13 protein-coding genes are annotated in these 14,539 nt (G+C 72.5%); 4 read left to right on the top strand and 9 right to left on the bottom strand.

Translation table 11 applies throughout. The annotated features are described in order from the left end of the window. The first annotated feature begins 2 nt into the window (after nucleotides 1-2). Nucleotides 3-1,715 (top strand): sodium/solute symporter, encoded by a 1,713-nt coding sequence (locus QQS16_RS08580; protein WP_286061024.1) that lies wholly within the window; start codon nucleotides 3-5, stop codon nucleotides 1,713-1,715. Then, a complete protein-coding gene (locus QQS16_RS08575) occupies nucleotides 1,712-2,926 on the top strand; it encodes a sensor histidine kinase (RefSeq protein WP_286061023.1) in 1,215 nt (404 codons plus the stop codon). The genes QQS16_RS08580 and QQS16_RS08575 overlap by 4 nt, the downstream gene beginning before the upstream one ends. A 105-nt stretch (nucleotides 2,927-3,031) precedes the next feature. Here QQS16_RS08575 and QQS16_RS08570 read toward each other — a convergent pair whose 3' ends face one another. From QQS16_RS08570 to QQS16_RS08540, 7 genes are all read right to left on the bottom strand, one after another. Next, a complete protein-coding gene (locus tag QQS16_RS08570) occupies nucleotides 3,032-3,202 on the bottom strand; it encodes a hypothetical protein (protein WP_286061022.1) in 171 nt (56 codons plus the stop codon). A gap of 13 nt (nucleotides 3,203-3,215) precedes the next feature. Beyond that, entirely contained in the window at nucleotides 3,216-5,135 is a 1,920-nt protein-coding gene (locus tag QQS16_RS08565) for a serine/threonine-protein kinase (RefSeq protein WP_286061021.1), read from the bottom strand. 36 nt (nucleotides 5,136-5,171) lie between these two features. After that, the gene (locus QQS16_RS08560; RefSeq protein ID WP_353479725.1) at nucleotides 5,172-6,590 is read right to left on the bottom strand and encodes a DUF6777 domain-containing protein; all 1,419 of its coding nucleotides are present in this window, start codon (nucleotides 6,588-6,590) and stop codon (nucleotides 5,172-5,174) included. Nucleotides 6,591-6,749: 159 nt separating this feature from the next. Then, nucleotides 6,750-7,700, bottom strand: a complete 951-nt coding sequence (locus QQS16_RS08555; RefSeq protein ID WP_286061019.1) for a cytochrome c oxidase assembly protein — start codon at nucleotides 7,698-7,700, stop codon at nucleotides 6,750-6,752. A 115-nt stretch (nucleotides 7,701-7,815) separates the two neighbouring features. After that, nucleotides 7,816-8,841, bottom strand: coding sequence for a 6-phosphofructokinase (locus QQS16_RS08550; RefSeq protein ID WP_286061018.1), 1,026 nt, complete (start codon nucleotides 8,839-8,841; stop codon nucleotides 7,816-7,818). 266 nt (nucleotides 8,842-9,107) lie between these two features. Next, a complete protein-coding gene (locus QQS16_RS08545) occupies nucleotides 9,108-9,836 on the bottom strand; it encodes a type 1 glutamine amidotransferase (protein ID WP_286061017.1) in 729 nt (242 codons plus the stop codon). A gap of 22 nt (nucleotides 9,837-9,858) precedes the next feature. Further along, on the bottom strand, nucleotides 9,859-11,097 hold the full coding sequence (locus QQS16_RS08540) for a MurT ligase domain-containing protein (RefSeq protein ID WP_286061016.1): 1,239 nt from the start codon (nucleotides 11,095-11,097) through the stop codon (nucleotides 9,859-9,861). Nucleotides 11,098-11,244: 147 nt separating this feature from the next. Between QQS16_RS08540 and def the strand changes: the two genes are divergently transcribed. Then, nucleotides 11,245-11,784, top strand: coding sequence for a peptide deformylase (gene def / locus QQS16_RS08535; RefSeq protein WP_286061015.1), 540 nt, complete (start codon nucleotides 11,245-11,247; stop codon nucleotides 11,782-11,784). A gap of 250 nt (nucleotides 11,785-12,034) precedes the next feature. Here the strand turns inward: def and QQS16_RS08530 are convergent, their stop codons facing one another. Further along, a complete protein-coding gene (locus QQS16_RS08530; protein WP_286061014.1) occupies nucleotides 12,035-12,679 on the bottom strand; it encodes a TetR/AcrR family transcriptional regulator in 645 nt (214 codons plus the stop codon). A 172-nt stretch (nucleotides 12,680-12,851) separates the two neighbouring features. On the opposite strand from QQS16_RS08530, the gene QQS16_RS08525 reads away from it, so the two are divergent. Beyond that, entirely contained in the window at nucleotides 12,852-14,078 is a 1,227-nt protein-coding gene (locus tag QQS16_RS08525; protein WP_286061013.1) for an acyl-CoA dehydrogenase family protein, read from the top strand. A gap of 213 nt (nucleotides 14,079-14,291) precedes the next feature. On the opposite strand, the gene QQS16_RS08520 is transcribed toward QQS16_RS08525, so the two are convergent. After that, complete coding sequence (locus QQS16_RS08520) at nucleotides 14,292-14,528, bottom strand: DUF6213 family protein (RefSeq protein WP_030041549.1); 237 nt, start codon at nucleotides 14,526-14,528, stop codon at nucleotides 14,292-14,294. Between the last annotated feature and the right edge of the window lie 11 nt (nucleotides 14,529-14,539).

Genomic DNA, 14,539 nt, shown 5'->3' with positions numbered 1-14,539 from the left:
GGATGAACTCGAACTACGCGGTCCCCGCCGTCGCCCTGGTCGTCGTCGCCACCGTCCTCGTCGGCGCCCTCGGCCTGCGCCTCTCCCGCACCACCTCCGACTTCTACGTCGCCTCCCGCACCGTCGGCCCCCGCCTGAACGCGGCCGCCATCAGCGGCGAGTACCTCTCCGCCGCCTCCTTCCTCGGCATCGCCGGCCTGGTCCTGGTGCAGGGCCCCGACATGCTCTGGTACCCGGTCGGCTACACCGCCGGCTATCTGGTCCTGCTCCTGTTCGTCGCCGCCCCGCTGCGCCGCTCCGGCGCCTACACGCTGCCCGACTTCGCCGAGGCCCGGCTCGCCTCCCAGGCGGTACGGCGGCTCGCGGGCGCCTTCGTCGTCGGTGTCGGCTGGCTGTACCTGCTGCCCCAGCTCCAGGGCGCGGGACTGACGTTGACCGTGCTGACCGGGGCGCCCGGATGGCTCGGCGGAGTGATCGTGGCGGCCGTCGTGGTCGCCACCGTCGCCGCCGGCGGCATGCGCAGCATCACCTTCGTGCAGGCCTTCCAGTACTGGCTCAAACTCACCGCCCTGCTCGTCCCCGCCCTCTTCCTGGTCCTCGCCTGGCAGGGCGACGGGGCACCCCGGCAGGCCTTCGAGGAACCGGCCACCTTCCGCGAACAGCGGACCGTCCGCGTCGACACCGGCCTCGACCTCAAGCTGGCCGCCCCGCTCACGGTCACGGTGAGCGGCACCGTCGACGGCCGCCCGTACGACGACGAGCGGCTGCGGCTCTCGGCCGGCACCCACCGCGTCGAGCAGGGCACCCGGCTCGCCTTCGACCGGGGCGCCGCCGTCCCGGCCGCCGACCGCGGCAGCGACGGCGGCATGTCGACCTCCCTGGCCGCGGGCCGCGAGGAACGCCCGCTGTACGCCACGTACGGGCTGATCCTCGCCACCTTCCTCGGCACCATGGGCCTGCCGCACGTCGTCGTCCGCTTCTACACCAGCCCGCACGGCGTCGCCGCCCGCCGCACCACGGTCGCCGTACTCGCCCTGATCGGCGGTTTCTACCTGCTGCCGCCCGTCTACGGTGCCCTCGGCCGGCTCTACGCCCCCGAACTCACCCTCACCGGCGACGCGGACGCCGCCGTCCTCCTGCTGCCCGAGCGGGTCATCGGCGGTCTCGGCGGCGACCTGCTCGGCGCGCTGATCGCCGGCGGGGCCTTCGCCGCGTTCCTGTCCACCGCCTCCGGGCTGACCATGGCGGTCGCGGGCGTGCTCACCCAGGACGTGCTGCCCTCGCGCGGGGTACGGCACTTCCGGCTGGGCACGGTGCTCGCCATGGCCGTACCGCTCGCCGCGAGCCTCCTGGCCGGCGGGCTGCCCGTCGCCGACGCGGTGGGGCTGGCCTTCGCCGTGTCGGCGTCCTCCTTCTGCCCGCTGCTCGTCCTCGGCATCTGGTGGCGGCGGCTGACCCCGCCGGGCGCGGCGGCGGGCATGCTGGTCGGCGGCGGCTCCGCGTTCGCCGCCGTGGCCGCCACCATGGCGGGCTTCCCGGGCACCGGCCCGCTGCACGCCCTGCTCGCCTGGCCCGCGCTCTGGTCGGTGCCGCTGGCGTTCCTCACCATGGTGCTGGTGTCCCTGGCGACGGCGGCACGGGTACCGGCCGGGACGGCGGCGATCCTGGCCCGCTTCCACCTGCCGGAGGAACTGCGCACGGAGGTGAAGGCGTGAGCGGATTCCTGGCGGGGCTGTGCGTGGCGATCCTGCCGCTGCTGGCCGCGGGCTTCTGGCTCGGCCGGCGCACCGCGCGCCCGCAGCACCTCGGCGGACTCGGCACGCCCGTCGAGCACGCCACCTTCGAGACCCTGCACACCGCCTCCCTCGCCGCGCCCCCGCTGCGGGCGGGCCTCACGGAGGAGACCGCCCGCAAGTCGGCCCGCCGGCTGCGCACCCTGCTCGGCACGGACGCGCTCTGTCTCACCGACCAGGAAGAGGTCCTCGTCTGGGACGGCGTGGGCGGCCACCACCGCGCCGAGATCATGGAACGCCTCGCCGGTCCCCTGGAGACCGGCCGCGGCGAGGCCTTCCGGCTCACCTGCGACACCCCCGACTGCCCGGTGCGCTGGGCCGTGGTCACCCCGCTCACCGTCGACGACCGCGTCCACGGTGCCCTGGTCGCCTGCGCGCCGCGCGAGTCCGCGGTCCTGGTGCGGGCGGCCGGAGAGGTCGCCCGCTGGGTGTCCGTGCAGCTCGAACTCGCCGACCTCGACCAGTCCCGTACCCGCCTCATCGAGGCCGAGATCAAGGCCCTGCGCGCCCAGATCTCCCCGCACTTCATCTTCAACTCGCTCGCGGTGATCGCCTCGTTCGTCCGCACCGACCCCGAACGCGCCCGCGAACTGCTGCTGGAGTTCGCCGACTTCACCCGCTACTCGTTCCGCAGACACGGCGACTTCACCACGCTCGCCGACGAACTGCACGCCATCGACCACTACTTGGCGCTCGTACGGGCACGCTTCGGCGACCGGCTCTCGGTCACCCTCCAGATCGCCCCCGAGGTGCTGCCGGTCGCCCTGCCGTTCCTCTGCCTCCAGCCGCTCGTCGAGAACGCGGTCAAGCACGGCCTGGAGGGCAAGGCGGTGGTCGCGGGCAAGAGCCACATCAGCATCACCGCACAGGACGCCGGCGCCGAGGCCCTCGTCGTCATCGAGGACGACGGCGCCGGCATGGACCCCGTCCTGCTGCGCCGTATCCTCGCGGGCGAGGTCAGCCCGTCCGGCGGGATCGGACTGTCCAACGTCGACGACCGGCTCCGCCAGGTGTACGGGGACGACTACGGCCTCGTCATCGAGACGGCCGTCGGCGCCGGCATGAAGATCACCGCCCGGCTGCCGAAGTACCAGCCGGGGGTGCACTCCGCGAGCCGCCTCACCGGTGCCTGACGGTCATCCGCGGGCCGGGGCCGTCCGCCCCGCCCGACGACCGTCCGGCGCCCCGCCGGACCCGGGCTCGGCCCGGGACCGGCGGTCCCGGGCGGCTCGTGGCGGTCACGTGCTGCGGGTGGCCACCATCCCGAGGGTGATCAGCCCCAGCACGACCCAGCCGAACCACAGCCAGCCGTTGCTGCCGAGCGCCACCGTGTAGGCGGTCACCGCGACCAGTCCGCCGACGGTGAGCACCCCCATCGTCTTCGTCGAGCTGTCCGTGGAACCGGGCATCGCGACACCCTCCTCATGGTCCGACTCCCTCCATGGTGCCCCCGTTCTGCCTCCGCACGGTGCACACGACGAAATGTGTGCCGTTCTTCCAGGGCCCCTCACTCGTCCAGGAGCCCGCCCGGTACACCGACGGATCGAACCCGTAGTCACCCGGCGGCACCTCACGCCCGCACGCCACGTCCGACTCCGTGCGCGCCTCGGGAAGCGTCACGTCGGCGCCCAGACGGGTGAACCCGAGCACCTCCTCGTCGTGCGGCCCGGCGCAGGACACCAGCCGGGCGTCCCGGTTGGAGCGGACGTCCAGACAGTCCCGCTTCTGCATGGTCGCCGTGTCCGCGAAGGCCGAGCCGGGCCTCCGGTGATCGCCCAGCGGTCCGTGGACCGGCCCGTGCGCGCCCAGCACCAGACAGGCGGTGCGTCGCCCGGCCGCCCGGAACCCCTCGTCGGTCGGCACCACGGCGAAAGCCCGCACGTCGGCGAGTTTCTCCCGGATCTCCCGGGTCCGCTCCTCGCACCGGGCCGGCCCCAGCCGCCGCGCCTCCCCGGCCGACGCCGCCTCCACCAGGGCCAGCACCTGCCCGTCCGGCGCCTGGTCCGCGCAGGTGGGATCCAGCGCCAGCCGGGGCACACCCCGGAAACGGGCGGCGCCCGCCCAGTCGGCGAGCACGCAGTCGCCCTGGCGCAGCGGCTTCGTCAGCCCGACGACCTCACCGTACGGCTGCCCGTTCCCCGTGCCGGACCCGTCACCCGACCGGTCGGCCGTGGCGTACCAGACCCCGCCCAGGGCGAGGGCCAGCCCGAGCCCGCAGGCGACGACGGCCCGCAGCGCGTGCGACCGCTCGCGCCGCCGGCCGGGCCCGGCCGACGGCGCCAGAGGCGGCCGGAGGTCGTGCGGCACCGCGTACGGCTCCCCGGCCGGCCCGGGTCCTGGCCCGCCCGGTCCGTATCCCTCCGCCTGTGAGGCCGGCCCTCCGTGCCCCCACGGATCCCTCGGCGGCGCGGACAGGCCCGCCCACGGAGGCTGCGACCCCAGGTCCGTCCGGGTGCGGGCGTGCGCCTCCGGCTGCGGAGTGACGATCCGGGACAGCGCGGACTCGGTCTCCGCCGCCGTCAGCCGCCGGTCCGGGTCCTTCTCCAGCAGCGCCCGCAGGACGGGATCCAGGGCCCCGGCCCGCTCGGCCGGCCGTGGCTCCTCCATGACCACCGCGGTGATCTCGGCGAGGTGCGACTCCCGCTCGAAGGGGCCCAGCCCCTCCACCGCGTGGTAGAGGGTGCAGCCCAGCGAGAACAGGTCGGCCGCCGGGGTGGGCGCCCCGCCGGTGACCCGCTCGGGCGCCAGATACCCGGCCGTGCCCACGAGCACGGACGCCATCGTGTACCGGGTCTCACCGGCGTCGGGCCGCACGGAGATGCCGTAGTCCATGAGCAGGACCCGCCCGTACGGCGCTCCCGTGCGGTCCGGCGCGAGCAGGATGTTCGCCGGTTTCACGTCCCGGTGCAGCACCCCCCGCTCGTGCCCGGCGGTCAGCGCGTCCAGCACGGCCAGCCCGATGCGGGCGCACTCGGCAGGGGCCGGCGGCCCGTGCGTCTCGACCAGATCGCGCAGGTCCACGGCGCCCGCCACGTACTCCATGACGATCCACGGCAGCCCCTCGTGCTCCAGCACGTCGTGCACGGTCACCACATGCGGATGATCGCGCAGCCCGGCCGCGTGCCGGGCCTCCGCACGGGCGCGGGCGACCCGCGCCTCCCGCTCCTGACCGGCCTCGGCCGGGTCGCGGAACACGATCTCCTTGAGCGCGACCTCACAGGCGAGCCTCTGGTCGTGGGCGAGCCAGACATGGCCCATCCCGCCGCTGCCGAGCCGGTCCAGCAGCACATAGCGGCCGGCGACGACCCGGCCCACTCCCGACGTCGGTGATCCTGAGGGCATCCGGTGACTCCCGGGTTCTACGGGTCTACGGAGGTGCTACGTCTGCGCGCCGACGGCCGGCTCGCCGCTCACCGGGCCACTCGTGGCCGGCGCACTGCTCGCGGGTTCGCTGGTGACCGGATCACCGGTGACTGGATCACTGGTGACCGGTTCGCTCGGCGGAGGCGGAGGCGGTGCGCTGCTCGTGACCGGGTCGTCCGGCTGAGGCGTGCCGGTGACCTCCGGGGGCGCGCTGGTCACCTCCGGAGGCGGACCGTCCGCAGGCGCGGAGTCGGGCGGCGCGTCCGACGGGGGCGAGGCGGGCCCGGAGCCGGGGGCAGGGCCCGACGACGGTCCGGTGTCCGGCGGCGGACTCGACACCGGCGGCTCCGGCCCGGGCGGTGTACCGGACGAGGCACTGGACGAGGGCGCGGACGACGTCCCGGACGAGGGAGCGGACGGAACAGTCCCCGGCCCGCTGCCGGACGGCGGCGGCGCCGGCGTAGACGAGCCGGAGGACCCGGACGCCGGGGGAGCGGTCGTCCCACCGGAGGTGTCGCCCGAAGAGTCGCCCGAGGAACCGCTCGACGTGTCGCCCGAGGTGTCCCCGGGCGGCGGAGCCCCGGAGCCGTCCCCGGCCACGCTCAGCGTCACGTACTCCCCGAACCGCAGCTCGGTCCCGGCCCGCGGGTCGGTCGCCGTGACCCTCGCCCCGTCCGGGGGCAGCCCCGTCCCGGCGTAGCCCGCCGCCAGTCCCGTGTCGGCCAGTCGCCGGCTCGCGTGTCCGAACGTGGTCCCCGCGAGCTCCGGCACCGCACGCCGCCGCCGGGTGTCGAAGGTGGAGTCGTCCTCGCCCGTCGTTCCGACCGGCCGGCTGATGCCCCGCGCGGGTTCCTCGACGTCGACGAGGGCGAGCCGGGCCAGGGTCCGGGAGGCCGGCCGCACGGCCACCACGGAGGAATCGTCGTATCCCCGCCACTTCTTGTTGCCGTCCCCGAACTCGACGGAGATCCGGCTGGTGTCCCCCTCGAAAGGCCGCAGCGGATTTCCGCATGAGCACTTCACGGCAGGAAGTCCCCGCTGGTCCACGAGAATGGCGATTCCGGCCTGGAGCAGGGAGTGGTAGGGGATGGCCTTTCCCCTCTTGTAGTCGTGATTCTTCACAAGAGTGTCGTGGCGCAACAGAACAGGGGTGAGCTGTTCCAGATAATCCGGGATCCCGTCCGTGGTGATGTCCAGCGCGCGGGCCCACGCCCCGGCCTTCCGCTCGTTCGAAGGATCCGCGAGAAACTGTTCGAGCCGGGCGACGTCACAGACCGTCGGCTGTTTCGAGCCCCCGTACAGGCCCGGTGTGTCGCCCTGCCGGAGCCCGCCGCGCACGGGCCGCGACCGGACCTGGGCGTCCGTGCCGAGTCCGCTGCTCTCGTCGAAGAACGGGGCGAGGGAGGGCACGCCCGCCGCGACCGCCTTCACCACCAACAAGGGTGTTTCTCTGTCACACCCGCTCAGAACGAGAACGAAAACCAGCAGACTCGCAATCTTTCTCGCGGGCCTTCGCATAAATGCGTGACGCGTCATCACCGCTCCCCCTTGCGGTTCCCCCAACGCGCTTCATGCTACTGAATGAGAAGCCCCTTAACGCCCGCGTGCGTTCAATGAGGCCAAATAGGCGTTGTATGCCTCGAGTTCCTGATCGCCGTCCCGGTCGGCGGCCCGGTCCGTGCGCCTGGCCTGCCGCTGCTCGGACCGGTACCACTGGAACAGCAGGGCGATCAGCACCAGTACGGACGGAATCTCGCTGAACGCCCAGGCGATACCCCCGGCCGCGTTCTGGTCCGCGAGAGCGTCGATGCCGAGGGAGGCGGGCGGGTTCCTGAACGTCTCGACCATCGGCTCGGACGCCATCATGAGCGCGATGCCGAAGAAGGCGTGGAAGGGCATGCCGGCGAACAGTTCCAGCATCCGCATCAGATAACCGGGGCGGTTGGGGCCCGGGTCCACTCCCATGATCGGCCAGAAGAAGACCACGCCGACGGCGAGGAAGTGCACCATCATCGCGATGTGCCCGGTCCGGGACCCCATCAGGAAGTCGAAGATCGGCGTGAAGTACAGCGCGTACAGACTCGCGATGAAGAGCGGGATGGTGAACGCGGGGTGCGTGACGATCCGCAGGTAACGGCTGTGCAGGAACATCAGCAGCACTTCCCGCGGCCCCTTGCGGCCGCGCCCCGCCGTCGGCAGCGCGCGCAGCGCCAGCGTGATCGGGGCGCCGAGCAGGAGCAGGATGGGCGACAGCATGCTGATCACCATGTGCTGCACCATGTGCACGCTGAACATGACCATGCCGTAGTCGTTCAGCCCGGTGCACATCACGAGCGCGATGCTCAGCACCCCGGCCACGTACGCGATCGTCCGCCCCACCGGCCAGGCGTCCCCGCGCCGCCGCAGCCGCACGACCCCCCACCCGTACAGCGCGAGCCCCAGCAGGCAGGCCACGAGAAAGAAGGGGTCGGCCGACCACTGAAGTCCTCGCCCCAGCGTGAACGGCGGCAGATCCATGGTCATGCCGTGCCCGCTGTGATCCATTCCGCCCGGCTCCTGATTCGTGGGGGTTGTGCGTGTCTGTCCGCCCCCACACTAGAACCGCCCCCGGTCGCGCCTGCGACCGGGGGCAGCACGGCCCATGCCAGGAGGAGCCCGGCTAGAGCACGCACTCCGCTTCCGTGTACCGGTCCGCGGGAACCGTCTTCAGCGTCTCCACGGCCTCCGCCAGGGACACCATCACGATGTCCGTCCCGCGCAGCGCCGTCATCCTGCCGAACTCGCCCCGGTGCACGGCCTCCACCGCGTGCCACCCGAACCGGGTGGCGAGCACCCGGTCGTAGGCGGTGGGCGTCCCGCCCCGTTGCACGTGCCCGAGGATCACCGGCCGCGCCTCCTTGCCGAGCCGCTCCTCCAGCTCGACGGAGAGCTGCCGCGCGATGCCCGCGAACCGCTCGTGCCCGTAGACGTCCTTGCCGCCCTCGTCGAAGGTCATGGTGCCCGGCGCCGGCTTGGCGCCCTCCGCCGCGACGACGATCGCGAACCGCTTGCCCGCCTCGAACCGCTCGCCGACCCTGCGGGCCAGCTCCTCGATGTCGAAGGGCCGCTCCGGTACGACGATGGCGTGGGCGCCGGCCGCCATGCCGGAATGCAGCGCTATCCAGCCGGTGTGGCGGCCCATGACCTCCACGACCAGGACCCGCTGGTGGGACTCCGCGGTGGTCTTGAGGCGGTCCAGGGCCTCGGTCGCCACGCCCACGGCGGTGTCGAAGCCGAAGGTGACGTCGGTGACCGCGATGTCGTTGTCGATGGTCTTCGGCACGCCCACGACGGGCAGACCGGCGTCCGACATCAGCCGGGCCGCCTTGAGCGTGCCCTCACCGCCGATCGGGATGACCGCGTCGAGACCGAGCTCCTCGAGGTGGCCCCGAGCCCGCTCCACACCGTCCCGCAGATGCGAGGGCTGGACCCGGGAGGAACCGAGGATCGTGCCGCCGCGAGCGAGGATGCCGCTCACCGCGTCGAGGTCGAGCTTGAGGTAGTCGCACTCCAGGAGGCCCTTCCAGCCGTCCCGGAAACCGATGACCTCGTCGCCGTGGTCGGCGACGGCACGGTGCACGACGGACCGGATGACCGCGTTCAGGCCGGGGCAGTCGCCGCCGGACGTGAGGACACCAATGCGCATAGCCCGAACTACCTTCTCGACGTGGGCCGGGGACCGAACCGCGCTGTCCGGTCGGACCCGGTCACCTTATCGGCGTCTGGGGGTGGCTCCGTAGCAGGCGTCCGCCTGGTGGACGCGGCCGCACAAGTGAGCGGTCGAGGCGTCAGGCGGGCTCGGTGAAGACTCTCCCGGACGGTACTAGCGCGCCTGTCCACTCCCTCTGAAGTACGCGACGGGCGCGCCCGAGGTGTCCCTCGTACGCGCCCGGACGCGGCAGCCGCAGGAGGTCACGCGGGCTGCTGCGCGGAGGCGATCCGCTCGCTGCGGAGCGCCTCGTACCACCGGTCGTCGGTGGGCGGCAGCGCGTTGACGTCCAGCGCCAGCTTCAGCAGCAGGTCGGCGATCAGCGGGTTGCGCGCGAGCACGGGACCGTGCATGTACGTACCGAACACCGTGTCGTTGTAGGCCCCCTCCGTGCCGTCACCGGTCCCGTTGCCGTTGCCGAGGCGGACCTTGGCGAACGGGCGGGCGGTCGGGCCGAGGTGGGTGACGCCCTGGTGGTTCTCGAAGCCGGTCAGCGGGGGCAGACCCAGGCGGGCGTCGACGTCGCCGAGGACGTCGCCGACGCACCGGTCGCCCTCGCCGCGCACCGAGACCACGTCGAGCAGGCCGAGGCCGGGCTCGCGCTGGCCCAGGTCGTTGACGAACTCGTGGCCGAGGATCTGGTAGCCGGCGCAGACCGAGAAGACGATCGCGCCGTTCTCCACGGCCCGGTACAGACCGCCGTCCCGGCGCAGCCGCTCGGCCGCGAGCCGCTGCGGCCGGTCCTCGCCGCCGCCGATCAGGTAGATGTCGCCGGAGGTCGGGATCGGCTGGTCGCTGCGCACGTCGAGCCGGGCCACGTCGAGGCCGCGCTGGCGGGCCCGGCGCTCCACGACGAGGACGTTGCCCTGGTCGCCGTAGGTGCTGAGCAGGTCGGGATAGATCCAGACGATCCGCAGTTGGTTGTCGCTCACAAAAGTCCCCTGAAGTCCGTGCTCAGTTGCCGACGCGGCGGCGCAGGTCCTGGAAGGCGGTGTAGTTGGCGATGACCTCGATCCGCCCCGGCGGGCACGCCTGCACGGCCTGGTCGAGGTTCTCGCACACCTGGAAGTGCTGGTTGGCGACCTCCAGCCGCACCGCGAGGTCCAGCTTGCGGTCACCGATGACACAGATCGGGTGGCCGGTCAGCCGCGTGTAGTCGACGTCCCACAGCCAGGAGGTGTCGGTGCCGTCGGCGCCGCGCGCGTTGACCGAGAGGATCACCGGGGTCGGCGGCGGGTCGATCAGGCTGAACGTCTCCAGCCAGCCGGCCGGGTTCTTCGCGAGCAGCAGCCTGAGGTCGCGCTGCATGAACTGCACCACGTCGTACCGCCCGGCGACCGCCTGCACCTGGTACATGCGTTCCAGCGCGACCTGCGGCGGCACCCCGAAGACGGCGGCGACGGCGGCCGAGGAGGCGGCGTTGGCCTTGTTGGCGCGGCCCGGCAGCTGGAGGTGGATCGGCCAGGCGGAGCCGTGCGGATCGAGGACGTGGTCACCGGAGAGCGCCCAGCTCGGGGTCGGCCGGCGGAAGCCGCACTCGCCGCAGAACCAGTCGTCGCCGGGGCGCTGCATCACGCCGCCGCAGGACGGGCAGGACCAGGCGTCGTCCTTCCACATCTGCCCGGCGGCGACCCAGATCACGTTGGGGGAGGAGGACGCGGCCCACACCACCAGCGGATCGTCCGCGTTGGCCACGATGACGGCCTTGCAGCCGGCCAGGCCCTCCCGCCAGTTCTCGGCGAGCATCCGGGTCTCGGCGGCGCGGTCGAGCTGGTCGCGGGAGAGGTTGAGCAGGGCGATGCACTTGGGGTCGGTGTCCCGGGCGACGCCGGCGAGGTACTTCTCGTCGACCTCGATGACACCGAAGCGCGCGTCCGAGCTGCCCGCGAGCGCCGAGGTGATGCCGGCGGGCATGTTGGCGCCGAGCGCGTTGGAGACGACCGGACCCGCGGCGCGCAGCGCCTCGGCGATCAGGCGGGTGGTCGTGGTCTTGCCGTTGGTCGCCGAGACCAGGGTCACGTCCAAATTCTGGGCGAGCCGGGCGAGGAGGTCGGGGTCGAGTTTGAGTGCCACCCGGCCGCCGATCACCGAACCGCTGCCGCGCCCCGCGGCGCGCGATGCCGCCGCGACCGCCTTGCCCGCGGTCACGGCGATCTTGGCCCGCGGCGAGAGCGGGTCCGAGTTGCCTGCCATCAGTTCTCGATCCTCCTTGCGTACGCGCCGCGCCTCTGCCCCCGGCAACGTGGTGTGGACCTCAGCCTATCGAGATCCATTCGCACTCCCGAACCCGCGGCGCCCGCGCGACGTTCGCGTGACAGGGAGGACCGTACCCTTGCCGCCATGCGACACGGCCCGATCCCGGGCGCCCGCGGGCGCGTCCGGCCCCTCACCCTGCTCGGTGACGACGTTCTGCACACCCCCTGCGAGGAGGTCGCCGACTTCGGCCCGGAACTCGCCCGACTCGTGGAGGACTTGTTCGCGACCATGTACGCCGCGCAGGGCGTGGGCCTGGCCGCGAACCAGATCGGCGAGTCCCTGCGGGTGTTCGTGTACGACTGCCCGGACGACGACGAGGTGCGGCACGTCGGCCATGTGGTCAACCCCCGCCTGGTGGCGGCGGACGGCATCGTGATCCGCGGCCCGGAGGGCTGCCTGTCCCTGCCGGGCCTGGAGGCGGGCACGGAGCGCTACGACCACGCGGTGGTCGAGGGCTTCACGGCGACGGGCGAGCCGGTCTCCGTGGACGGCACGGGATTCTTTGCCAGGTGCTTGCAACACGAGTGCGACCACGTGGCCGGCACGGTGTACGCGGACCGCGTGCGTGGCTGGCGGCACAGAAGGCTGATGCGGCAGGTGGCGCGCGCTTCCTGGCGCCGGTGAGGCGTTCGCCCCTCAGGAGAGCGGGGTTGCTGTGCGGCTCCGCCGCGCCGGAGCGGCACGTGCCGGCCCGCGGCTGGGGTTCTCACGGGCGCGGGGAGGGCGATCAGCGCCGACGGGCCGCACCCGGCGAACGACCTCAGAACAGCCCCGACGGGCCGCACCCGGCGAACGACCTCAGAACAGCCCCGACGGGCCGCACCCGGCGAACGACCTCAGAACAGCCCCGACGGGCCGCACCCGACCAGCGACCTCAGAATCCCGGACCCCCCACCTTGTCGCCCGCGGCAGCGAGCCGCCCCCACAGGAGATCGGCGAGAGACCGCACCAACTGCGCCCGGCTGCACGGCCGTTCACCCAGCCACCAGTCACCCGCCGCATGCATCATCCCGACGATCCCGTGCCCCCACACCCGGGCCAACTGCTGGCCCCCGGGCCCGAGATCCACCCGGTCCTCGATCACCTGCGCCAGTTCCTCGCCCATCCTGCGGAGCAACGGCACGCTGTGCTTGCCGACGTCGAACCCCGGATCGCCGACCTGCCCGCCGTCCGCCGGGTGCATCAGGAAGCGGTACACCTGGGGCCGTGCCTCGATCGCCGCCAGATACGTGTCCAGCGTCGCCTCGACCCGCTTCCGCCGGTCCGCCGGCGCGTCCAGCGCCGCACGGAGCGAATCGAGCAGCGCGTCCGTGTGCCGCTTGGCCAGAGCCGCGTAGAGTCCGCCCTTGTCGCCGAAGTGGCGGTAAAGGATCGGCTTGGTGATGCCGGCCTCGGCGGCGATGGCGTTCATCGAGGCCTGCGGCCCGTCGCGCAGCACCACTCTGTCCGCGGCCTCCAGCAGCTCACGTCGGCGGCGGTCGGCGGACCGCTGCTGATCGGTCCGCTGCGTGGTGTCCATGTGCTCTCCCCACCCGTGCTGATTAGGTAACGCCTGCGCAAACTAACACCCAGGATGCTCCCGTCTTCGAACGGGCGGGCGGACAGTCATCGGGAGTTGACTTTCTCTACCCGCGGGTAACAGACTCGCGTTACCGTAAGTAACACGCACGTGCGTCGCCGCTGGAGGGGACATGGCCGAGTTCACCATGGAGCTCAACGACGAACAGAAGGAGGTCCGGGACTGGCTGCACGGCTTCGCCGCCGACGTCATCCGCCCCGCGGCCGCCGAATGGGACGAGCGTGAGGAGACTCCCTGGCCGGTCATCCAGGAGGCCGCCAAGGTCGGTATCTACTCGCTGGACTTCTACGCCCAGCAGTACTTCGACCCCACCGGCCTCGGTATCCCGATGGCGATGGAGGAGCTGTTCTGGGGAGACGCCGGCATCGCCCTCTCCATCGTCGGCACCGGACTGGCCGCCGTCGGCGTCCTCGCCAACGGCACCGAGGAGCAGATCGGCACCTGGATCCCCCAGATGTACGGCGACGCCAACGATGTCAAGGTCGCCGCGTTCTGCTCCTCCGAGCCCGACGCCGGCTCCGACGTGGCCTCCATGCGCACCCGTGCCGTGTACGACGAGGCCGCGGACGAGTGGGTGATCAACGGCACCAAGACCTGGGCGACCAACGGCGGCATCGCCAACGTCCACGTCGTCGTGGCGGTCGTCGACCCGGAGCTGGGCTCCAAGGGCCACGCGTCCTTCATCGTCCCGCCGGGCACGCCCGGTCTCGGCCAGGGGCAGAAGTTCAAGAAGCACGGCATCCGCGCCTCGCACACCGCCGAGGTCGTCCTGGACAACGTGCGCGTCCCCGGCTCCTGTCTGCTCGGCGGCAAGGAGAAGCTGGACGAGCGGCTGGCGCGGGCCCGTGAGCGGGCGAGGGCGGGCGGTGAGCGGGTGAAGAACGCGGCGATGGCCACGTTCGAGGCCTCACGCCCGGCCGTGGGCGCGATGGCCGTCGGCACGGCCCGGGCCGCGTACGAGGTCGCCCTCGACTACGCGAAGACGCGTGAGCAGTTCGGACGGCCGATCATCGACAACCAGGGAGTGGCCTTCCAGCTGGCGGACATGCGCACGTCCATCGACGCCGCGCGGCTGCTGGTGTGGCGCGCGTCCTGGATGGCGGTCAACGGGAAGCAGTTCACGGCGGCCGAGGGCTCGATGTCGAAGCTGTTCGCCAGCGAGACGGCGAAGAAGGTCACGGCCCAGGCGATCCAGATCCTCGGCGGCAACGGCTACACGCGGGAGTACCCGGTGGAGCGGATGCACCGGGACGCCGCCATCTACACGATCTTCGAGGGCACGAGCGAGATCCAGCGGCTGGTGATCGCACGGACCCTGTCGGGGATGCCGATCCGCTAGGTCCGCGGGCGGGGGCCTGCCACCGCCGGAGCGCGGGCACACGGCGTACCGCGGGCCCTCGGGGCCGGTCTCGCCGTTCCCCGCGCCCGAGGGGGGCGGGGCCCCCGCCCCGGTCATCGGCGCCTCAGTTGCTCGATGCGCCGCATCGGTGTGCGGCCGGACCGGGTACGACCGGCCGCGACGGACCGGCGTGGGGCGAACGGACGGCGGTCCCTACGGCGTGCTTCCGCTGCTGTGCGCGATGCACGCGACGTCGATCCGATCGGCCAGCTTGGCCAGCTCGATGGTCAGCGCGGCCACCGTGTCCTCGTCGAGCCCGTCCTCCCCGGCCTCGACGAGATGCAGCCACCGCCCGCCCACGGTCCGCAAGAGCTTGCTGACATCGGCGGCAGCCACCTGAAGGGTCCCGCGGTCGTCGACGATCAGAGGCAGAGTCACTTCGCGGTTCACAAAGGGGATCG

The organism is Streptomyces sp. ALI-76-A (assembly GCF_030287445.1).
Classification (GTDB): Bacteria; Actinomycetota; Actinomycetes; order Streptomycetales; family Streptomycetaceae; genus Streptomyces.
The sequence above is the reverse complement of the archived record's forward strand: the minus strand, read 5'-3'. Positions and strand labels throughout refer to the sequence as shown.